This is a genomic window from Candidatus Moraniibacteriota bacterium, assembly GCA_035390125.1.
GTDB lineage: Bacteria > Patescibacteriota > Minisyncoccia > Moranbacterales > GWC2-37-73 > DAOOTD01.
Map to the genome: position 1 here is coordinate 1 of DAOOTD010000003.1, position 22466 is coordinate 22466.

Annotated in this window: 25 protein-coding genes and 2 tRNA genes; 3 read left to right on the forward strand and 24 right to left on the reverse strand. The window is 34.8% G+C overall.

Annotation, left to right across the window (positions count from 1 at the left end):
- The first annotated feature begins 140 nt into the window (after positions 1-140).
- Positions 141-1049 carry a tRNA (adenosine(37)-N6)-dimethylallyltransferase MiaA gene (gene miaA, locus PLR68_03570; GenBank protein HOW60799.1) on the forward strand — a complete coding sequence of 303 codons (909 nt, stop codon included), beginning with the start codon at positions 141-143 and terminating at the stop codon, positions 1047-1049.
- Here miaA and PLR68_03575 read toward each other — a convergent pair.
- From PLR68_03575 to PLR68_03655, 17 genes are all read right to left on the reverse strand, one after another.
- Entirely contained in the window at positions 1046-1399 is a 354-nt protein-coding gene (locus PLR68_03575) for a hypothetical protein (GenBank protein ID HOW60800.1), read from the reverse strand. The two genes, miaA and PLR68_03575, sit on opposite strands and share 4 nt — an antisense overlap.
- 17 nt (positions 1400-1416) lie before the next feature.
- The gene (gatB, locus tag PLR68_03580; protein HOW60801.1) at positions 1417-2883 is read right to left on the reverse strand and encodes an Asp-tRNA(Asn)/Glu-tRNA(Gln) amidotransferase subunit GatB; all 1467 of its coding nucleotides are present in this window, start codon (positions 2881-2883) and stop codon (positions 1417-1419) included.
- A gap of 35 nt (positions 2884-2918) precedes the next feature.
- On the reverse strand, positions 2919-3248 hold the full coding sequence (locus PLR68_03585; protein HOW60802.1) for a nucleoside triphosphate pyrophosphohydrolase family protein: 330 nt from the start codon (positions 3246-3248) through the stop codon (positions 2919-2921).
- A gap of 9 nt (positions 3249-3257) precedes the next feature.
- Positions 3258-3854, reverse strand: coding sequence for a hypothetical protein (locus PLR68_03590; protein HOW60803.1), 597 nt, complete (start codon positions 3852-3854; stop codon positions 3258-3260).
- A gap of 107 nt (positions 3855-3961) precedes the next feature.
- On the reverse strand, positions 3962-5317 hold the full coding sequence (locus tag PLR68_03595) for an FAD-dependent thymidylate synthase (protein ID HOW60804.1): 1356 nt from the start codon (positions 5315-5317) through the stop codon (positions 3962-3964).
- Between the two features lie 143 nt (positions 5318-5460).
- On the reverse strand, positions 5461-6810 hold the full coding sequence (locus PLR68_03600) for an FAD-dependent thymidylate synthase (protein HOW60805.1): 1350 nt from the start codon (positions 6808-6810) through the stop codon (positions 5461-5463).
- Between the two features lie 7 nt (positions 6811-6817).
- Positions 6818-7372 (reverse strand): AAA family ATPase, encoded by a 555-nt coding sequence (locus PLR68_03605; protein HOW60806.1) that lies wholly within the window; start codon positions 7370-7372, stop codon positions 6818-6820.
- 21 nt (positions 7373-7393) lie between these two features.
- Positions 7394-7885 carry a cytidine/deoxycytidylate deaminase family protein gene (locus PLR68_03610; protein ID HOW60807.1) on the reverse strand — a complete coding sequence of 164 codons (492 nt, stop codon included), beginning with the start codon at positions 7883-7885 and terminating at the stop codon, positions 7394-7396.
- Positions 7886-8021: 136 nt separating this feature from the next.
- Positions 8022-8699, reverse strand: a complete 678-nt coding sequence (rplA, locus tag PLR68_03615; GenBank protein HOW60808.1) for a 50S ribosomal protein L1 — start codon at positions 8697-8699, stop codon at positions 8022-8024.
- Positions 8700-8766: 67 nt separating this feature from the next.
- Positions 8767-9189 (reverse strand): 50S ribosomal protein L11, encoded by a 423-nt coding sequence (rplK, locus tag PLR68_03620; protein ID HOW60809.1) that lies wholly within the window; start codon positions 9187-9189, stop codon positions 8767-8769.
- 24 nt (positions 9190-9213) lie between these two features.
- A complete protein-coding gene (gene nusG, locus PLR68_03625; protein HOW60810.1) occupies positions 9214-9759 on the reverse strand; it encodes a transcription termination/antitermination protein NusG in 546 nt (181 codons plus the stop codon).
- A 20-nt stretch (positions 9760-9779) separates the two neighbouring features.
- Entirely contained in the window at positions 9780-9965 is a 186-nt protein-coding gene (gene secE, locus PLR68_03630) for a preprotein translocase subunit SecE (GenBank protein HOW60811.1), read from the reverse strand.
- An 81-nt stretch (positions 9966-10046) separates the two neighbouring features.
- Positions 10047-10120, reverse strand: a tRNA-Ile gene (locus PLR68_03635).
- 265 nt (positions 10121-10385) lie between these two features.
- Positions 10386-11339 (reverse strand): hypothetical protein, encoded by a 954-nt coding sequence (locus tag PLR68_03640; GenBank protein HOW60812.1) that lies wholly within the window; start codon positions 11337-11339, stop codon positions 10386-10388.
- Between the two features lie 231 nt (positions 11340-11570).
- Positions 11571-11643: transfer RNA gene (locus tag PLR68_03645), tRNA-Ala, on the reverse strand.
- 62 nt (positions 11644-11705) lie between these two features.
- Positions 11706-12524 (reverse strand): undecaprenyl-diphosphate phosphatase, encoded by an 819-nt coding sequence (locus PLR68_03650; protein HOW60813.1) that lies wholly within the window; start codon positions 12522-12524, stop codon positions 11706-11708.
- 2 nt (positions 12525-12526) lie between these two features.
- Positions 12527-13222, reverse strand: a complete 696-nt coding sequence (locus tag PLR68_03655) for a class I SAM-dependent methyltransferase (protein ID HOW60814.1) — start codon at positions 13220-13222, stop codon at positions 12527-12529.
- Positions 13223-13238: 16 nt separating this feature from the next.
- Here PLR68_03655 and PLR68_03660 point away from each other — a divergent pair, with 16 nt between their 5' ends.
- Positions 13239-14825 carry a tRNA uridine(34) 5-carboxymethylaminomethyl modification radical SAM/GNAT enzyme Elp3 gene (locus PLR68_03660; protein ID HOW60815.1) on the forward strand — a complete coding sequence of 529 codons (1587 nt, stop codon included), beginning with the start codon at positions 13239-13241 and terminating at the stop codon, positions 14823-14825.
- Between the two features lie 22 nt (positions 14826-14847).
- Positions 14848-15291 (forward strand): secondary thiamine-phosphate synthase enzyme YjbQ, encoded by a 444-nt coding sequence (locus tag PLR68_03665; protein HOW60816.1) that lies wholly within the window; start codon positions 14848-14850, stop codon positions 15289-15291.
- 1 nt (position 15292) lies between these two features.
- Here PLR68_03665 and rlmN read toward each other — a convergent pair whose 3' ends face one another.
- The 7 genes from rlmN to PLR68_03700 form a co-directional block, all read right to left on the reverse strand.
- On the reverse strand, positions 15293-16336 hold the full coding sequence (rlmN, locus tag PLR68_03670; GenBank protein HOW60817.1) for a 23S rRNA (adenine(2503)-C(2))-methyltransferase RlmN: 1044 nt from the start codon (positions 16334-16336) through the stop codon (positions 15293-15295).
- Between the two features lie 96 nt (positions 16337-16432).
- Positions 16433-16882 (reverse strand): hypothetical protein, encoded by a 450-nt coding sequence (locus PLR68_03675; GenBank protein HOW60818.1) that lies wholly within the window; start codon positions 16880-16882, stop codon positions 16433-16435.
- An 82-nt stretch (positions 16883-16964) separates the two neighbouring features.
- Complete coding sequence (glmS, locus tag PLR68_03680; protein HOW60819.1) at positions 16965-18797, reverse strand: glutamine--fructose-6-phosphate transaminase (isomerizing); 1833 nt, start codon at positions 18795-18797, stop codon at positions 16965-16967.
- An 18-nt stretch (positions 18798-18815) separates the two neighbouring features.
- Positions 18816-19349, reverse strand: coding sequence for a phosphatase PAP2 family protein (locus PLR68_03685; protein HOW60820.1), 534 nt, complete (start codon positions 19347-19349; stop codon positions 18816-18818).
- 5 nt (positions 19350-19354) lie between these two features.
- A complete protein-coding gene (locus PLR68_03690; GenBank protein ID HOW60821.1) occupies positions 19355-20827 on the reverse strand; it encodes a divalent metal cation transporter in 1473 nt (490 codons plus the stop codon).
- Positions 20814-21467, reverse strand: a complete 654-nt coding sequence (locus PLR68_03695) for a hypothetical protein (GenBank protein HOW60822.1) — start codon at positions 21465-21467, stop codon at positions 20814-20816. Before PLR68_03695 ends, PLR68_03690 begins: the two co-directional genes overlap by 14 nt.
- Entirely contained in the window at positions 21464-22465 is a 1002-nt protein-coding gene (locus PLR68_03700; GenBank protein HOW60823.1) for a YvcK family protein, read from the reverse strand. The genes PLR68_03695 and PLR68_03700 overlap by 4 nt, the downstream gene beginning before the upstream one ends.
- Between the last annotated feature and the right edge of the window lies 1 nt (position 22466).

The window sequence follows — 22466 nt, forward strand, 5'->3', positions numbered from 1 at the left end:
CCCCTTTGGAAAATAGGTTAGGAACTTGTTTCTAGGTTAATTTTACAATGAAATTGGATATGGTGCAAGTATAAAAATGTAGCTATTTTTTTAAATAAACTTGCTTTTTTATTTTCATTGCCTATATTATAAAATAGCTTATGAAAAAGTTAACTTTACCCAAAATAATCGTTCTTTTAGGTCCTACTGCATCAGGAAAATCGGATATTGCTATTAAGCTTGCCCAGGAATTTAACGGGGAAATAATTTCTGCTGACAGCCGGCAAGTTTATCGCGGGATGAATATTGGTTCTGGCAAGGTAACAGAAGCGGAACAGAAAATGGCAATTCATCATATGCTTGATATTGCCGACCCTAATGATGAGTTTAATATTTCACATTTCAAAAAATCAGCGGAAAAAATAATTAAAGATATTTTAAAGCGGAAAAAATTGCCCATTATTTGCGGAGGTACCGGATTCTGGATCAAGGCTATTGTTGATAATTTGCAGTTGCCGGAAGTGAAACCAGATAAAAAGTTGCGTAACTTGTTAAGCAACAAATCAGCCGAAGAACTTTTTAAAATGCTAAGAAAGCTTGATCCAGAAAGAGCGGAAAGTATTGATCCAAAAAATAAAGTGCGCTTAATTCGCGCCATTGAAATCTGTGAAACATTAGGTACTGTTCCGAAAATGACAACTGCCGATAAAGAGTCAAGGAAATATGAATTTTTACAAATTAGCATCAACGTGCCGAAAAAAATTTTAACTGAAAAAATAAAAAAACGCCTAGAGCAACGTTTTAAACAAGGGATGATTGAAGAAGTGCAGAATCTGAATAAAAATGGTGTTTCCTGGGAACGCTTGGAATATTTCGGCCTGGAATACCGCTGGATCGCCAGATATCTTCAAAATAAAGTTTCTCTTTCGGAAATGAAAGAAAAACTTTATTTTGATATCATACACTATGCCAAGCGTCAGATGACATGGTTCAAGAAAGATAAAAGAATTCTATGGCTGAAAGATTATAGAGAGATTAAAAAAGAAATAATGCAATTTCTAAAACACTAATCTTTAGAATTTACTTCATCTTCCAATATTCCCTCTTCAAAAGATTTAGTCATATAAGCAACTCCGGAAGCAAACTTTTCAGCAGCATTTTCTTCTAATATTTCAATTTCTTTAGGAGATAGTGGAAGTTTTGATGAAACTTCAGTTTCTACAAATCCTTCTATGTCATTAGCCAACAAAGCTTTTTGGATTTGTTTATCATTAAGATCCGTCATCTTCAACTTGGAACGCACTTTAGCTATAACCCTCTCTAGGGGGCTGCCTTCTAAAACACTTTCCCTGAAATCATCTCCGGTTTCTATTCCATTACCCTTTGCTGGATTTTCAAAAATACTTTTTCCATTAAGCATAGATTTAAAAAAAATTATTATTTTATTTTTTTACGAAGTAGTTCCATAACCATTCCTGGGTTAGCTTTTCCTTTGGTTTCCTTCATAATTTGTCCAACCAAAAACTGCAAAGCATTTTGCTTACCGGATTTATAATCTTCAACTGATTTTGCATTAGCTTCAAGTACACTTTCAACGGCAGCTTCCAGTTCGGATGCATCCTGCATTTGCCCCAGATTTTTTTCTTCAATAATTTGAGACGGATCACCGCCTGTATGATACATATCTTTTAAAACTTTTTGAGCTGCACTTGAATTAATTTTTCCGTCAGCGATCAATCCGATAAGTTCTGCATAATTTTCTGGAGTTATTTTCAAGTCCTTTACATCATGTTTATTTTCAACCAAGTGCTTGCGCAATTCTGAAATAATATAGTTAGTTGCCAGCTTGATAACCCTCTCTTCTGGAGATTTAATTTCATGGGATAAAATTTTTTCTTTTATTTCACCTATCACCTGTTCAAAATATTCAGCCAGATCATTTTGTGCCGTAAGAATGGCGATGTCATCATTATCAAGACTGTATTCTGAAGCAAATCTTTTTTCTTTAGCGTCCGGAAGCTCGGGAAGTCTTGTCTTTAAATTCTTAATGTATTGCTGAGTAAATTCCATGGGCGGAATATCCGGTTCCGGAAAATATCTGTAATCATGAGCCGACTCTTTTTTTCTCTGCGAAACGGTAACATTTTTCACACTGTCCCAACCGCGTGTCTCCTGCACAACTTTATCGCCCTTTTCTAAAATTTCTTTTTGCCTTTCAATTTCATAATTTATGGCTTTTTCGACGAAACGGAATGAGTTTATATTTTTTACTTCAACTTTCGTTCCACTTAATTTATTTTCTCCTTCCTTGTGCAGAGACAGATTAACTTCGCAGCGCATATTCCCCTTTTCCATGTCAGCATCAGAAATTCCCAGATAACGGCAAATCTGTTGCAGCTTAGTGCAGAATAATCTAGCTTGTTCCCCATTTTCAAAATCAGGTTCAGTTACTAATTCCATAAGAGGCACTCCGGCGCGATTAAAATCAACCAGGGTATAATCAGCTCCCTTGGGATGGATAAGTTTGCCTGTGTCTTCTTCTAAATGTATGCGAGTTATACCAATTTCTTTTCCATTTATATTGATACGCCCCTTTCCGCAAAGCGGTTGATCATATTGGGATATTTGATAGCCCTTAGGCAGGTCGGGATAAAAATAATTCTTACGGTCGAACTTTGATTTAACATTTATTTCGCAATTCAGGGCTAATCCAGCCAGTTGCACAAATTCAATTGCCTGTTGATTAGGAACAGGTAAAGTCCCCGGCTGGCCCGTGCAAACTGGACAAATATGTATATTTGGTTTTTTTTCTAAGCCTAAACCATTTTTGGAATTACAAAACATTTTGGAATGAGTTTTTAGTTCCACATGAACTTCCATGCCAATTGTTGGTATATATTTCATAAAATTGAAAATATAATATATTTATAATTCTTTAATTATCGATTATCTCCATCTCCATGCAATTTTCCCCTTTCCATTCTATCATATAGTTTTTTTATATTCTTTTCTGCAACTTCATCTAATGATAACCCAAGCTCTGTTGAAAGCTGAGATAAATACCATAAAACATCCCCGAGTTCCTTTTCTATGGCTTCTTTAGTTTCATCATCTACTTTGCCATCCTTATCTCTAAATATTTTCTTGATTTTTCCTAAAACTTCCCCGGCTTCATCGCCCAATCCTAATGCCGGATATACAAAACTTTCTCCAATTTTAGGATAAATTGCTGTTTTTCTAGATTTTTCCTGATACTCCTTAAAATCCATATTTTTTATTTATAATAATATTCCAACTATTCCTTTTATATCATCATGAACATTTTTTATTTCCTGATTAGCGTTTACTTCGGCCCAATTATATTTTCCGGAAAGAAGCTTGTGGAAATTCTTGCAAATCGTAATTCTCTCGGCCTCCATTTCATTACGATGGTCTTTTTCCACAGCTGTCAAAAATCTATTGCCGTTCATCAAAATCGATAAATCTTCCTTTAATAAATTCTTATTTATTTCTTCCAGATATTCAAGATCTCCTCCCCAGGTAAGCCCCCAGGCTATTCCGGTACCTATATAATCTTCCGCCACTATCCATTCGCCATTTTCTAATCTTCTTTTTAATGTTCCTTCATATCTTGACCTGTTATCGGCATATTTTTTCTGAAGTTCATGAGTTGAAAGTTCGTTTTTTTCTCTAAATTCAGGATCACGTAAATATTTATAGATAAAAGGACCTTCTGGTTCTAAATCATAAACTGGATATTTTAATCTCGAAACGTTTTTGCTCTTTTCTTTAAGATATTCGACTAAAAGTTCAACTTGGGTAGTTTTGCCAATACCATTAATGCCATATATTGCAATGAATTTACCTTTTTCCATATTATATTTTTTATTCCATTTCAGAGCTATTTTAGCATAAAAAAAACCAAAGTAAAAGCCATTGCAAAACATGTTTTGCAATGGCTTTAATATTTTTTTAAAAAATTTTAAATATTTCTTTCTGGAAAATAGTCTCCAATCAGACGTAATTCAATATCACGTCCACAATAACGAAGTCCTTCAATGCATTTTCCTGCTCGGTAGCAAGGTGGCTCGAAAATTTGAAGAAGTTTTTCATATTTTTCTCCTTTTTTCTGAATCGCCAAACGCAACATTCTTCCTAGATGGTAAATCTCCTCCTGCGCACAGAAACAGAGACGCTTGCCTTGTTCATGGGCAACAGCATTGAATGATCCGCGTTTTTTGTAGGTCACCATGGCGCCGTAGGGAGCCAAAATCATGGCCAGCGAATTTGGAATATTCTGAGAAACACTCAGCCATTGGTTCATTAATCCAAGTGCTTCTTTTTCCATTTTCATTCTGCGTAAAATTGGCGGCAGATAGAAATTGCCGGTAAATTTCGGTTCACCTCTGCCAATAGTGCGATGCCTCTGATCTTGACCCATGGTAGCAGCAGAAATTTCTATTTTTGTTCTGATGCCTCCAGTATTGTTGTTCATGGTATCAGGCAGGAAATGCAAGAGATCAATGGGATACATAATCTCTGACGGTGGCAAAACAAAATCTTCGATGCCTTCAATGTTCAAAAGCTTAAGTGAAGGTTTGTATTTTATTTTTATCGAATCTGCTGATGGCATCTTCATTTCCCATTGTTTTGGAAATTTCCGCTGGAACATAAAATCAACTTCCGGAAATTTTCTCAGGATCTTTTTAACCATCTCATCTGTTATATGTCGCATAGACGGCGTCCAGGCAGAATGATACATGGAAAACAATGAGACCAAGTCTACAGAAAAGTCCACACCAGTTGGGAAAATCAAAGAAATAAACATCCGCATTTGCTCCTGCGCGATTTTTGGGGCATTTGCGTCCAAATTTCCGGCAGAAACAAGAGGACGTTCTTTTTTGATTAATTCAGTGGAAATTTCCGTTGCTTTTCCTATATTCTGGTGATAAATCATAACTCCTTTTTTGATATATCCCAGAACATTCTTAATTTCACGCTCATTCACTTCCGGCCAAAATGTTCTGATATATTTCTTTATTTCTCTGAAATTCGGTTCCAAAAACATTTTAGCGCAATAGCGTCCGCTTCTTTGATCGGTGTTGTAAAACGGATTAGCCAAATGCATTCCAAAAGTTATGTCGCCAATAGACACTCCTTCAATATCAAAACTGTAAAGATTATGTTCCAGTGTAGTATGATGGCTGGGTCCAAAAAGTCTTCCTTCGACATCAATCATGTCTCCCCATTTAGGAGGCTTTGATTGATAGCATTTTCTCGCCGCATGTGAAGCTTTTACAAGCGGCCTAGCATTGGGATTTAACCTTATTTTAAACATAATTACCTCCTTGACCTATAGGTTTTGTATTTGTAAAAAACTGCCTAATTCTTACAGTTATCTATGGTTTTGTCAATCCAAAAAATTATTTTTTGAAAAACAAAAACCGCCTCAGATTTACTCTGAAGCGGATAATTATTTTTTTATTTCTCTACAATATCCTGCTGTCCCCTTCTTATATCAAACCTGTTTGGTTCTTCATCCAGATGAAGCACCAGTCCATCCTTGGCAAAAAGTTCCTTGAGGCTTTTTATCATTTTCAAAATCTGCTCTACCAATGTCGGATGTACAAATCTTGTAGACCTGAGCTCAACCAGATAAACCAAGGCTTTCAAATCTCCTGCCAGTCTGCAAGGCACTTTATATCCCATGGCGACATAGTATTGCATTCCTTCCTCGCTGACGCCCAATTTCTTTATTTTTTCTTCCTGTGATTTTATAAATTCTTCTGTTTTTTCTCGAAGATTATCCGGCAAAGATTTCAGATACCATTCATTGAATCCGTGAGATAAATTCAAAAGTGGCATTCTTTGCACAATAGCGCGATGTCTTTGCAGGTCACGAAAAGATCCGAAATCCAAAAGAAATTCATATCCTACCATTCCGCATTCAGCGATTGCCATCGGCAGCTCTGTTTTTATCGGTCGAGATTCCAAAACATTTTTATACTCTGAAAGCATTTTTCTATCAACATTGTCATACAGCAAAGTGAAATCCCTGAGTGAATCATTTTTATAATAATATTTTCCCTGCATCCATTTTTTATTGTAATCTTCGGTATTAGCGAACCTTTCCTGCCCAAAAGAACTGGTATACATATCCCTTAGGGCTTCTTCTGTTTTTTCTGCGATGTCCCTGATTTCTTTGAGAGGATGATGACGCAAAAGCATCAATTCATCTGCAAATTGCCTAAAATTCATCCTCCAAGCCACATTTGTTGTGGCGCCTGCCGGCAGAAAAGATCGAGTTATATCAAAAGCTCTGGCCATTATGGCTTTGTCATATATTTTTTGATCTTCATCATTGTTTTTCGGAAATTGTTTTTTTAGATGTTCGCGTACCGGATCCTGAGAATCTAAATAAAACTTTCTCCAATTTTCCAGAATTTCTTCTCCTTCTTTGGTTCCAGCAGGATTCAAAAATTTCTGATCAGAAAAATCAACATATCGAGTGGAAGCTTCCTGACCAGAATATAGTCTCCAATCTTGTATGGCTTTAGCAGCCAGCATAGAAATACCTTCAACAAAAACTGTTGCACTTCCGCAATCCCCTATAGATTTATGTCCATATCCAACATAGAATCTTTCCATAAAATTTTCAGCACCTTTTTCTTCAAGAACACTGAGGTGATTTTTTATTCCGCCTGTTGAACGAGAATGCAACGCCTGAAGCATTGCTTCTGCTTGTCCGTCAATTTTAGCTTCCGTATTAAGTACAAGAACAAATCCATTATCTGATAATTTTTTTATTATATGTTTTTCGAGAATATTCATAACAATTTCACTGTAAATTTTCTTTTATTATTTTTTCAATCTGATTATATAAATCAACAAATGTTCCATTGTTATCCACAATATAATTTGCATAATTCTTCAAGTCACGAATCTGTGATTCTGATTCATCCTGATTTGATTTTTCAAATTCACTAAATGACTTCTTATCATCATCCGAATTTTCTTCTCTTTTAATTATACGTTCGTATCGGATTTTAATATCAGTCTCTACATAAATAAGTTTGAAATGAGGAACATTTTCGAGGTATAAAATATCTGACATCCTGCGCACTCCATCTACTACAACTACCTCATGACTGTCATCAAGAGTGTCCTTATACATAACCTTAGAAAGCAAATCTTCTCCAAAATTTTTACGAAGACTGGTTGAAATTATTTGCAAATTATCACGAGATTGTTCTATATGGAGCCTGTCTAATACATCACGCAAAACAGTCGAGAAACGGTGCGAGCTTCCTCTGTGTTCTCCGACTATGTGTTTTGCAATTGTTCCTTTTCCACATCCCATTTCGCCAGCAAGACCTAGTATTAATTTAGCCATATTTTTTTATTTTTTATTTAATTACATGTTTTCGTATTTTTGGATCTCATTGTTCACTAATTCATATTGCACTCCAGCTTCTTTAAAAACTTCCTTGCTTCTTTCTCCGGCATGATAATCCATATTGGCCACAACTCTCTTGATTCCCGCATTAATTATTACTTTAGCGCATGTATAGCACGGGGTCATATGACAATAGAGAGTTGATCCTTCTAAGGAAACCCCAAAACGAGCAGCATTTGCTATGGCATTTAATTCAGCATGCGAAGTTCTTATACAGTGTTGGGTTTCATGGCCATCAGCGTGCCTTACTGTATGCATCTCATGACCGATTTCATCACAGTGATCAATGCCTATTGGAGAACCAACATAGCCAGTAGCTAAAATTCTTCTGTCTTTAGTGATAACACAACCAGATCTTCCTCTGTCGCATGTCCCCCTTGAGCCAACTAGTTCGACTATTTTCAGAAAATATTCATCCCATGATGGACGTACGTATTTTTCTTCTTTCATATTTAATATAAGATAAAAATTATATCTGCTTTTTTATTGTACACATTAAATTTTATAAGGTCAAAGCTGAATAAAATTTAACAAAACAAACAAAAAAGGTACCTACAAAGGTACCTTTTTTTCTTTTTTTGCTAGACTATAAATTAACTTTCATTGATGGTCCCATTGTCGAACAAATAGAAATAGAAATTATGTATTTTCCTTTTACTCCTGCTGGCTTAGCCTTATTAACAGCCTCTATGAAAGTAGTATAATTTTCCTCTAATTTTTTGATCTCGAAAGAACTTTTTCCTATAACTTGATGAACAACTCCTGAGGCATCATTTTTAAAACTTAATTTTCCTTTTTTAAGCATTTCTACAGTTTCTTTAATTTTATCGGAAACAGTTTCAGTTTTAGGACTTGGCATCAATCCACGTGGCCCAAGAATTTTTGCTGCCGGGGCAAGTTTAGGCATCATTTCTGGGCTGGCAACCAAAACATCAAATCCATCAATTTTTCCCTGTTTTATTTTTTCAATAAAATCTTCAGCACCTACAATATCAGCACCAGCTTCTTTAGCTTCTTTAGCTTTCGTTGAAGTTACAACTGCAATTTTCTTTGTTTTTCCAATTCCGTGTGGCAAAACAACAGCTGCGCGAACCTGTTGGTCTCCTTTTTTTGTATCCAGACCCAATTTTATGTGAACTTCTACTGATTCATCGAATTTTGCAATTTTTCCTTCCTTTATAAGAGTCAGGGCTTCCGTAATAAGATAAGTTTTATTCTTATCCACTTTTTCAGAAATAGCTCTGTATTTTTTTCCTCTTTTCATATTTTTTGTGTGGTCATAATGTCCTGTCACTTATAAATGACGCGACTCCCACTTTGTTATAAATAAATTATTCTATTTTAATTCCCATTGACCTGGCTGTACCAGCTACAATTTTCATTGCACCTTCAACATCATTAGCATTAAGATCAACCATTTTTTTCTTTGCAATTTCTTCCAGCTGAGCCTTAGTAACTTTACCTACTTTATCTTTCAGTGGGTTGGCAGCTCCTTTTCCTATGCCAGCTGCCTTTTTCAAAAGTTCAGCTGCCGGAGCAGTTTTCATGATGAAATCAAAAGAGCGATCTTCATATACCGTAATTTCAACAGGAACAACTTCGCCCATTTTATCTTTTGTAGCATCATTAAAGCGAGTACAAAATTCCTGAATTGCAATTCCGTGCTGTCCTAGAACCGGACCAATTGGAGGTGCAGGATTAGCTTTTCCTCCAACAACTTGGAGCTTGATAATTATTTTAATTTTCTTTGCCATAATATTAATTTAACATTAGTTGATTTATATCTTACTTACTTGTAAGAAATCCAGTTCTACTGGGGTTTCACGTCCAAAAATTGAAACGAGAACTTTAACTTTTCCTTTGTCTTCATCAAACTCCTGAACTTTTCCGTCAAAATCTTTAAATGGCCCTTCATTTATCTTTATTGAGTCTCCTGCTTTCAGATCTATCTTATATTTCGGCTCAGCTACACCCATCCTCTTTTTCAACATTTCTATTTCATGAGGATCAACCGGCGTAGGAGTTGTCCCGAGTCCAATAAATCCGGTAACATTAGGCGTATTGCGAACCACATACCATGAAGCATCTGTAACAACCATATTAACCAAAACATACCCGGGATAAATTCTCTCTTCAAAAACCGTCCTTTTACCATTTTTAATTTTAATTTTATTTTCCTTTGGAACCATTACATCAAAAATAAGATCCTGCATATCCATGGATTCTATGCGTTGTTTAAGGTTACGAGCAACATTATCTTCGTAGCCAGAATATGTATGAATCACATACCAAGCTCGGCCGTGATGTTGTGTTTGTTTTGCCATTTTTGTAATTTAACTACTTATTATTTTAAAATAAATGTTCTTAGGGCGTATCCAAAAACAGAATCTAAACCACCAAGAAAACCAGCTACTGCCAAACTTACAGCCACAACCAGCAAGGTGTAATTTATAGTTTGTTTTTTTGAAGGCCAATTTACTTTCATAAGTTCGTCTTTAGCCTCCTGCACAAATGTAACAATTTTGTTCATATTTTTAGGGTTTTTTAAAAAGCCCCTGGGGCTTTCTTATGGTTTAAACATACATTATTAAACGTTTGCTGTCAAATTGTGTGGGCGATCGGGGACTTGAACCTCGGACCTCGTCATTATCAGTGACGCGCTCTAACCAGCTGAGCTAATCGCCCTTAATATGAACTATACTGTGAACCTTTCTTTCATTGTTTGAGTCAAATTATAATAGATGACAGAAATTAAAACAAGATTTTATTCTTGTTTTACAGAGAAAATCCATAAATTAAGAACTGCTTTATTATATACTGTCAAAATAAAACCGGCAAGAGATATGTTGATTTATTACTGCCTGTAATTTTAGCCGTATCCCAATGACTTTATTATCGCACAAAGAGAAATTCTTGGTATTATAAAGTTAGTATTAGCTCAAAATTTTGGTTACTGTCCGCAAATGTTCGACGCTGTGCCGCCGCAAGCAACAGACATCGTACCAGCGCTATTCCAAGTCCCATTATAACACTCCCTAATATCATAACTACTTCCAGCACCAGGACAGGCATATACAAAAGTAAGAACATTGCAATGTGCACCGTTGCTGTAAGTTTTTGAACCATAAGTGCAAAGCTGGGGAGTTGCTTCACATACCACTGTTCCGTCAGAGTTGATGGTCCGAATAGCTAAGCCCGCAGCGCAAGTACCCGTTACTCTTCTTTGTAAATAAGTTGTGTCAGCTGAAATAGTTCCAGTAGTCGTAATCGGACCTCCAGTTAATCCTGTTCCGGTACTTAACTGAGTAACAGTTCCTGTTCCGCCACTAATAGTTTTCCATGAAGCTAAACCGTTAGCATCAGAAGTTAACACTTTGCCTACACCCTGGGTTCCGTCAGTAATTTTAATTTTCCCAATTAAATCCAATTTAGCTGCGGGTGTTGTTGTGCCGATACCAACGATACCATCAAAAACAGCATTGCTATAACCACGTAAGGCTCCATTGATTCCCAAAGCTCCAGCTTTAATTTGAGAAGAATTATCCGTAAGAATATCATCATTTGCATTTATATCACCCGTATTATTAATAGTGGTACCAGAAATAGAAATACCTGTGCCAGCATTGTAAGTTGTCCCACCGCCACTCGGCCAAGTGCTTCTGCAGTCACTTCCAATACAAAGACTGGTTTTCCCTTGCACTGATCCTTCTGCGCTAATTGAACCAGAGGAGCCAAAAGAACCGATTTTAATTTGGGGAGTGCCACTGGTATTTATCGGCGCTCCAATGTTTCCTTCTGGAGCTATTGTAGTTGGTTCAGTCCAAGCTTTGACAAATTGCAAGGAAACACCAAACATTATTCCAACAACAATAACGCTCGTCCAATAAGTAATGTTTTTGATCATGTTTTTGTTTTAAGAATTTAGTGAAATATGCTGGTATTTTACCATATAATTTAAATTTCACGAAATCTTTCTAAACTCTCTATAATTAAGAATACAGGCAGGATTCTGCGGTTAAAACAAAAAACACTATCTGAAAAGATAGTATCTTAATTGAATATTTATTAAAGGTGTGTTCAAACCTTTACTTAGACCTTGGTAAAGCCATTAGTAGGGTATTTAAACATGGATTTGTGGACCGGACAGGACTTGAACCCGCTACCTCCTCAGTGCAAATGAGGCGCTCTACCAGGTGAGCTACCGGCCCAAAAATAAAAACAACTAAAAACCATTATACACCGGCATAACCCGCTTGTCCATACTTCCCGGTCACTTTGTAAAATAAACCATTATTACAATCATAGCTAGCACTAACCTGTACCAAAAAAATGGAGCGTAACCAACTTTCTGAATAAAGCACAGCATATATTTAATAGCCAGATATCCGCTTACGGCAGCCGCTAAAATACCCAATAAAATAGGAACATTAATCCCTGTTTTAAAAAGTTCCGGGATTTTAAAAATTGCCGCCCCAAAAATTATTGGCGTGGAAAGGAGAAAAGAAAATCTAGCCGCCTGCTCTCTAGATAAACCGCAAGCCAAAGCTGCTGTCATAGTGGCGCCTGATCTGGAAACCCCAGGAATAATAGCTACGGCCTGTGAAAGTCCTATAATAATCGCGTCTTTAAAACTAGTGTTTTGTATATCCTTTTTATGGATTGCGTATCTATCAACTAAATATAAAATCAGACCGACTATGCTCAAAGTAAAAGCTATAATCAGAGGATGGCGAAAAGCTTGTTCGGCTTGAGTCTCGAGTAAAAATCCAAAAATAGCTCCCGGAACAGATGCAATAACCAAAAGCCACAATAAGCTAGCTGAATAATTTTTAGTTTCATTAATCTTTAGCTTAAAGTTTGTGTGAAAAATATTATTTGATGCTACTGAAAAAATTTCCAGCCAATCTTTCCAAAAAAATCCTATGACTGCAATGAGCGTTCCTATGTGAAGTGCCACATCAAAAGAAAGTCCTGGATCCTGCCAGCCAAAAAAATACGGTGCCAAAATCAGATGCGCAGTTGAAGAAATCGGCAAAAATTCTCCAAGTCCCTGAATGATTCCTAAAATTGTCGACTGAAAAATTTCCATGACTATTTTTTACCAATCAATAAAATATTTCTTTTATCTATTATCTCACATTTCTCCACCTTAAATCCAGCGTCAGAGAATAATTTACGCAATTCTCTTTTTGTAAAAGCATGATGATATCTTTGAAATTTTTTGCCCTCATTATCAGTAAAAGAAACATAACAATCATTCCAGTCCATATTCCTATCCCCTTTTAATTTACCCAACCAGTTTTTAAAAATATTTTTTATATATTTTTTTTGCCACAAATTCCAAGTTGTGATAATAATATATCCTTCTTTTTTTATAATTCTGTATAATTCTTTAGCGACATCTTCTCGATATTTTTTAGATGGAAAATGATGAAAGACTGCAATAGAAAAAATTATGTTGAAAGATTCGCTTGGCAATGATAGACTATCAGAATTAGATATCTTTTGAAAATTATTGGCTTTATTAGGATATTTTTCCTTAGCAGTATTAATAAGCTTTTCTGAGATATCTATACCCAAATAGTCGATTTTTTTATTAAAAAATAGCTCTAAAAGGCGTCCATTGCCGCAGCCGAAATCTAGCACTTTCTCCCCTTCTTTGGCATAATCAGCGATAAATTCCAATCCGCGCCAAAAATATTTCCTGGTTTCAGAAAATTTTTCCGCCATCGAATTATACCCATGCTCAGTTTCTTTTAATATTTTTTCTTTGATTTTTTGATCCATATGAATAAAAACAACCATGCTTAAAGATTACGATAATTATATAAAAAGTGCAATTAAACAGCTTCCGGAATCACGGGCTGATTTTTTGCAACTAAAAAAGAAACTTTCCAAAAAATACAAACTTCCTATTCCTACTAACGCCGATTTGCGCAACAGATATAATGAGCTTCTAAAAAAGAAAAGGATAATGGGATCAGAAAAATTTGAAAAATTACTTTTGAGCCGCGCTATCCGGACTGAGTCCGGCGTGGCTGTGGTAGCAGTCCTCACCAAATCATATCCCTGTCCCGGAAAATGTATATATTGTCCAAGCGAAAAAGATATGCCAAAAAGCTATCTTTCCAATGAGCCGGCTGTTATGCGCGCTATTGATGCTGATTTTGATCCATATAGACAAGTTCAAAATCGTTTGCGTTCATTGGAGCTCAATGGCCATGCTACAGATAAAATAGAGTTGATAGTTATGGGAGGAACATTTTCTTACCTTCCTAGTTATTATCAAAAATATTTTATATGGCAATGCTTTAAAGCTTGCAACGAATTCGAACGAAAAATCAAAAAACAAAAAGCAAAAATTAAAACCAAGGGAGAATTACTAAATAAATATTTGTCAAAAGAACAGAAAAAAAATGAAAAAGCTAAACACAGAATTATCGGGTTGACCTTAGAAACACGTCCTGATTTTATAAATGAAAAAGAAATAAAAAATTTCAGGAATCTCGGCTGTACTCGCGTGGAACTGGGTGTGCAGAGCATTTTTGATGATATTTTAAAAAAAAATAAGCGCGGTCATTCTGTAACTGAGACGATTTGCGCCACAAAACTCTTGAAAGACGCGGGCTTTAAAATTAATTATCATATAATGCCTGGACTGCCTGGATCAAGTCCAAAACATGATTTTAAAATGTTTAAAGAACTATTTTCTAATCCTAATTTCCAGCCGGACATGCTGAAAATCTATCCAACAGTCGTCCTTAGAAACAGCCAACTTTTTAAATTATGGAAAAATAACTCATACAAGCCACTTTCGGACAATAAATTTGAGAAATTTGTTTTAAAAATAAAAAATGAAGTTATTCCCCCTTATGTCCGCATTGCCCGGCTTGTACGTGATGTTCCAACTTCTTCTATAATTGCTGGACCTACAGTTTCCAATTTGAGACAAATTATTATCCCGGAGTCACATTGTCCGTGCATTCGTTGCCGTGAAGTACGAAGCGGATATGAAATAAAAGAAAAAATTGTTTTAAATAGAATTGATTATCCAGCATCGGATGGATATGAAATATTTTTACAATATATTTCACCAGATAAGAAAAAATTATTTGCACTTCTTCGCCTGCGCATCACATCAGAAAAAAAAGCCATTATCCGCGAAGTGCATACTTATGGCAAAATGGAAAAAATAAACCAGAAAAATAAAAAATCCCCACAACACATAGGACTAGGCAAGAAACTAGTAGCTGAAGCCGAAAAAATTGCCAAAAAAGAATTTAAGATAGACAATATATCAGTTATTTCTGGCATCGGTGTTAGATATTATTACCGAAAACTCGGCTATAAACTAAAAGACACTTATATGGTAAAATATATTGGTAAATAATAAATTATTTATTAAGTAGTTTATGAAAATAAAAAATGAAATAATAAAATTAAAGACTGCTACCACAATGGATTTTATCGATATCACCGATAAAATACAGACAAAAATAAAAAAAGTCGGCATTAAAAATGGTATCATCAACGTTCAGAGTTTGCATACTACTATGGCTGTCATTGTTAATGAAGCTGAACCATTACTTATTTCAGATATAAAAAATCTTCTTGAAAAAATAGCGCCACGTAAACATGCATATATGCATGATAATTTTAAAATTCGTAAAGTTAACATGTGCGATGGTGAATGCAGGAATGGTCATTCTCACAGCAAGGCAATCCATCTGCCAACTTCAGTTATAATGAATATTATTGGAAATAAACTCCAACTTGGCCAATGGCAAAGAGTTTTTGCTGTAGAATTAGATCGGTCTCGTTCACGTGAAATTGCTTTGCAAATTATCGGAAAATAGATTATTTTTTGCCAGTTCCCGCTAATTGCCCGCAGGCGCCTCGGATTTCTTCCCCGAGGCTTTTTCTTATAGTCACACCGATATGATATTTCTCCAGTTCTTTCTTGAAAAGATACGTTTTATTTCTGGAAGATGGAATCATATTTTCCCTACTTGTTTCCGGAGTCGGATTGAAACGAATCAAATTAACATGTAGAAGATGATTGTTATTTATGGATTTAATATAGTCTGCTAATTTTTTAGCATCTTTATGGCTATCATTTATGTTTTCTAACATTATGTATTCAAGGAAAACTTTTCTTTTTATGATCTGGAAATATTTTTGCAAAGCTTTTCTCAAAGATTCTAAGTTATATCTGACGTTTATCGGCATGAATTGGCTGCGCTTATTGTCTTCGGTAAAATGCAGAGAAACCGCCAGATTTATTTGCGGAAATTCGTGCGCCATTTTTTGAATGCCATCAGAAATTCCGGCCGTTGAAACAGAAATGCTGCGCGATCCAAATCCAAAAAGTTTTTTGTCAGTCAGAATTTTTATGCTTTCCGAAACCTGATCCCAATTCAAAAAAGGCTCGCCCATGCCCATAAAAACAATGTTGGAAATATCGCTTCTATTTTTTGATTTAAAATACTGACGCCAAAATAAAACTTGATCAGTAATTTCTTCAGCAGTCAAATTTCTTTCAAAACCCATTTTTCCGGTAGCACAGAATTTGCATCCAATCGGACAACCGACCTGGCAGGAAACACAAATTGACCACGTATTAGGTTTTGGAGAAATAAGTACCGATTCAATAAAACTTCCATCTGCAAGTTCCAACAGAACCTCTGCTGAATTTCCATCCTTTGATTTTGAAACTTTTTTTGATTTAAAAGATAAAATTTTTATTTCTTTTTCCAATTTTTCTCTTAAATTCAATGGTAAATTTGTGATTTCTGACCATGTCGAAACGCCGTCCTGATATAAAGCTTTTTTTATCTGTTCCAGCCGAAATTTCGGATGGTTATTGTCTATTAAAAATTGTTCGAGTTTATTTATATCCATACAAAAATAGTATCTTACATGTCTTATTTAATCAAATATAATTAAAATCCCTTGGATTATGAAAACAATCCAAGGGATGATTTGAAGCAAAAAAATTTAAATACTTTGAGGAAAAATAAAACGGCAGTATACAAAATTGGGAACTCCGATCATTCTCATGCGAAGATCCAGTTCGTCAACCCGTAAGTCGATGCTACCTTTTCTCGGCTGGAGTGACTTTATTATTTTAAAATATCCACCAAAATTAACCAAAAAGCATGTGGAGCCTTTTATGGTCAGCAGATTGGGATATTCCTCAATAAATGATTTCACTTGATCCTCAAAAAGGCAATATTTTTCGAGATCTCCAGTGTATATTTCGCCTAAATTTAAAACTCCCTTCAAGTCGTAAGCTGCCACAAAAATCTTTTTTGATTTCCTTTTTTTAATAGGAAATTCTTGAACACCCGGCCAAATAATTCCGGAAGTTTTTAAATCAGCCAATCTCCCTGATCCTAAACACTTGGGGATAAGAATTTTATCTTTAAAAATCTCCAAATTATTCATTACCTTTCCTCCTTTTTTATTTAAGAACTATTTTTATTTTTAATTTGACATTATATGCTTTGGTTTTTATATTGTCAATATCTCATTCTACAGTTACACTTTTTGCTAAGTTTCTTGGTTTATCAACGTCTAATCCCTTCAGGATTCCCACATAATAAGCAAAAAATTGCAGAGGGACAACAGAAAGAATCGGCGTCAGCATTTCCAGTGTTTTGGGAATATAAATAACATCATCTGCTATTTTTTTGATTTCTTTATCTCCTTCTGTAGCAATAGCAATTATTTTTCCACTCCGCGCCTTTATTTCCTGCATGCCGGATATATTTTTTTCATATACGCTGTCTTTAGGAGAAATAAAAAATACCGGAAAATTTTTATCAATAAGCGCAATGGTTCCGTGTTTCATTTCTCCTGAAGCATAACCTTCAGCATGGATATAGGAAATTTCTTTTATTTTTAAAGCACCCTCTAAAGCAATCGGAAAATTATATTTTCTGCCAAGATATAAAAAATCTTTATAGCCTACATATTTCTTGGCAATTTTTTTAATATCCCTAGATTGCCTTAATACTTTTTCAATAAGCTTTGGCATCTTATTAATTTCAGCCGTAATTCTTTTACCCATAGTGAATGACATATCCCTTTGCCGTCCTAGAAATACAGTTAACAATGCTAGAATAGAAAGTTGTGAAGTAAAAGCTTTAGTTGAAGCTACTCCGATTTCAGGTCCAGCATGATTATAGACTCCAGCCACAGTTTCACGGGCTATGGTAGATCCGACAGTATTGACTATGCCCAAGGTTATAGCGCCTTTGTTTTCCGCTTCACGGATAGCTGCCAAGGTATCGGCTGTCTCGCCCGATTGAGAAATGGCAATGACAGCTGTATTTTTATTCAGGAGCGACTTGCGATAACGAAATTCGCTAGCGTATTCAACTTCAACCGGAATTCCGGCATATTCTTCCAACATATATTCTCCAATAAGGCCGGCATTGTATGACGTGCCGCAACTGACAATTATTATCCTCTTTATGTCGGCTAATTCCTCTTTGACATCCCTGAGGCCTCCTAATTTTACCATTCCTTCTTTTTCAACCACTCTTCCTCTCGTGGCATCAAGAATAGAATTTGGCTGCTCAAAAATTTCTTTCAGCATAAAATGGTCAAATCCCTGTTTTTCAGCTTTTTCCAGGGACCAATCGAGTTTAGTAGCTTCTTTTGATATGGCTTCATTTTTTGTATTTACAACTTCACAATTTTCTTTAGTGATAACAGCAACTTCACCATCTTCTATGAAAATAACTTTATCAGTATGCCTGACTATAGCAGAAACATCTGAAGCAATAATATATTCTTCATCTCCTACGCCGATAACTAATGGGCTACCTAATCGAGCTACAATTATTTTATCTGGCTCTTTTTTATTTATTACTGCTAAACCATAAGTACCTCTCAATAATTTTAGTACTTGCAATACTGAATTTTTGAAATCAAATTTTTTGTTAAATTCTTCAATCAAATGAACAATTACCTCCGTGTCTGTTTCGGATGAAAATTTATGTTTTTTCTTAATTAAATCACTTTTGAGTTCCTGATAATTTTCAACAATTCCATTATGCACCAAAAAGATATTTTCATGACAATCAAAGTGAGGATGGGAATTCATATTACAAGGCTTACCATGAGTAGCCCAACGCGTGTGTGCAATGCCTATAGTGCTTGAAATATTGTTTCCATTAAGCTTGTCTTCCAGATTAGATACTTTACCGACAGATTTTATAGTTTTTATTTTTAAATCATTATCAATAACAGAAATACCGGCGCTATCATATCCTCTGTATTCAAGACGTTTCAAGCCTTCAATTAAAATTGGCACAGATTCTTTTTTGCCTATATATCCAACTATTCCGCACATATTTTTTATTTTAAAAAATTAAAATATTTTTAAAATTTCTAATGCTAGATAACCGTAAAATAATCCCAAAACTACCCCTGCTAAAATATCACTTGGATAATGCATGCCATTACGAATGCGCGACCATCCCATAACTAAAACTGAAATTACTGCAAAAGGAAAAGTTGATTTGTAAAAATAAGTGAGCACCATCAATCCTCCAACAAGACTGGCCATATGGGAAGATGGGAATGATGCATCCATGAATTTTTTTCCAATGGCTCGTATTTCTTCAGGATAGGCTTTATATGGACGTACTCTTTCAAATAAAAACTTTTTTACTCCCCATTTAAAAATGCCTTCGCTGATTATAAAATGTATTATGAAAACTATAGCCAAACCAAAACAGACAAAAAGACCTATGAATGAGTCGCGAATTATCAAAAAAATTCCAATAACTACCCAAACTGTTATTAGCAATGGTACGTTGCTAATAATAGAGCTTAATAAATCTAAAGTTTTTGATTTATGCTGATTAAGTATTTTTACAATTTTTTTTTCAAATTCATGCATATTTTTCATATAAGTTGTGAAGCAATCATTGCTAAAATAGCAACAGTCATTGCAATAACCGCAAACCATCCGAAAAATTTTACCCAGGCAGGATGGCATTCATCACCCATTATTTTTGGATCATTTCCAATTTTCATAATTAGATACATGAGCGGAACAGCTATGACACCATTAAGAAATGCCGCATAATACAACGCTTTGATTGGATTTAGGCCAAAAAAATTAATGAATGCACCGAAAATAATGGATAGCGCAATAATAAAATAAAAACCCTTTGCTTGCAAAAACTTCATTTCTAATCCTTCTTCCCATTCAAGGATTTCAGTAAGAGCATAAGCTCCGCTACCAGCCAAAACTGGAACCGCCAAGAGACCTGTACCTATAATTCCTAATGCAAAAAGCAAAGCTGCGTGCTTTCCAGCCAGTGGCGCTAATGCCAAAGCCGCGTCTTGCGCTGAATTGACATTTGTTATGCCATTTGCAAAAAGTACTTGCGCGGTTGTCAGCACTATAAAGAAAAAAACTATATTAGCCAAGAACATCCCTGTATAAACATCTGTGCGCATGTGGGAGATGCGGCTATATATTCCCTTTTTGCTTTTCCGATAATTTTTAAGCAATTTATTTTCTTCTACCTCTTCTGACGCCTGCCAAAAAAACAAATAAGGAGTGATTGTTGTGCCAAAAACCGCTATCATTGCAAATAAATATTTTTGATCAAAAATAAATTGTGGAATTAAAGAATTTTTAAAAATCAAAACCCAGTCAGGATTGATAAGAAAGCCTGTAATTACATAGGCAAATACAGAAATGGTAAGCAGCTTAAGTACTCTTACATAAAGATGATATTGCACAAAAATTTCTAGCAGAGTTATACCCGCCGCAAGCAAAGCAATTATTATATAGTAATTAAAGTTAGTAAACATTCCTATTGCCGCAGCCATAGCTCCAAGATCAGCACCAATATTGGCGATATTCGCAACTATGAGCAAAATTACAGCACTAAGCACAATTTTCCGATTATAATGAGTTTTTAGAACTCCAGCCAGACCTTTATTAGTAACTACTCCTATGCGAGCACATGCCTCTTGAATAGCAGTCATTATAGGTAAAAGCCAAGCAGCCATCCATATAATAGATAAACCAAAGGCTGCACCAACTGATGAATATGTGCCAATTCCTGATGGATCATCATCTGAAGCTCCGGTTATAAGTCCAGGACCTAAAGCTTTCACAAAAAGACGGGCTTTATTCAATGGTGTTCCGATGAATTTTTTAGCAATAGCTACTTCTGGGGCTGTAATGCGCAAAGTTCCATCAAGTGCCTTCACGGCTTCGACCTCTCCCCAAACAATAAGCTTCTTCGCCAAAATTAAAGGTATGCCCAATTCTTTTCGAAATTCTGAAAGAGTTAGGGTTTTTTCATTATCTTTTTTCTCTAACTGAACAATACTGTTTTTTAAATTATTTTTTTGCATTTTCTTTTATTATTTTTAAAACTGTTCTCAAATTATTAGCAGAGAAATCACAATATTTATTTTTTTTGTCTCCATATCTTCCTTCTTTTCTTCTAATTAAAAATGTTTTAGAAAAATGATATTTATTTTTAACTTCTTCTAAAAAACTTACTCTATCATCAATAAAATAGAAACTTTCCCTTGATTTTCCTATTATTTTTCCAATAGCCCTACTCTTTTCGGCATAAGCAACAACAATAATTTTGTTAAAATATTTTTCTATCCCAGAATTCTTAATTTTTTCCTTTTGAAAATTATTTGTTCCAAAAGACAGAATAAAAATATCTTTTTTTCCCATTTTATTAAGAAACTTATCCACGTCTTTGAAAATATATTTTTTTGTATTCTTTACAAGAACATTAAAATCTTTTTCCAATTGTTTAGTATCTATCTTTATTTTTTTCTTAATTTTTTTAAATTGGAGCGATGGACTATATGAAAACATATTTCCATAATTTGTTTTGGAAATTTTATCCTCGCTTTGGTATGTTTCATAAAAAATATTTTTGGATATTCCATGTTTTTGGAAAATTACTTCTATGTCTTCAATAAATTTTTTTGTGTTAAATAACACATCGTCAAAATCAATAAAAACTTTCATCGTTTTTTATTTAAAATATTCATTAAAATTTTAGCTAATTTTTCGCTATCATGACGTATGAAAGATCTTTTTTTTGCCAAATAATCAGCCTTAGAATACTTCGGTTTTTCAGCGCTTAAAAGATCGGCACAGATTATTTTCTTTTTTTCTTCTGCATCACAATTGGTTTTTAATTTTATAAGAAGCTGCCTTTGACTAGCATATTTTTTCACTAAATTCTCTCTAGGTTTTTTTGAATTAAAAGTAGCATAATCAATTCTTTCTTTTCCTATAAACTTATTTAGAGAAGTAATATAATCTTCTAAACTGAAGTTTTCTGTCTGACCTTTTTTATTAACTAAATTACAGTTAAAAACAACCTTGGCTTTTGATTTTATAATAGCTTCCGAAATACCTTTTACTAATAAATTAGGTACTATACTGCAATAATAGTTTCCTGGACCAATAACGATCATATCGGCTTTTAATATTTTTTGAATGGCTTTTTTGTTGGCTTTGGCTTTGGGGGTAAGATATATTTTTTTTATTCCCTTTTTTTCTATTTCAAAACTATGATTTATTTCATTTTCGCCTTTTAATGTCTTACCATTTTTAAGTTGAATAAAAAGATTAACATCTTGATCTGTCACTGGAACCACCTCTCCTTTTACATTTAATATTTTGGAAGCCGTTTCTATTCCTTTCGAGAATTTGCCATCTATTTTTTCTAGTGCAGAAATAAAAAGATTACCAAAACTGTGCCCCTTAAGTGCTCCTTTTTCGAAACGATAATTCATTAAATTTCTAAGTTCTTTGGAAGATTCTGAAAGCGCCACTAAGCACTGCCTGACATCTCCTGGCGGCAAAACTCCGAGTTCATCTCTTAATACCCCCGTCGATCCTCCATCATCCACCATGGAAACTACAGCAGAAATATCTACTGGATATTTTTTCAAACCGTTTAAAAGAGTGAAGCTGCCAGTTCCTCCTCCGATTGTAACGATCTTTTTCCTTGCCATA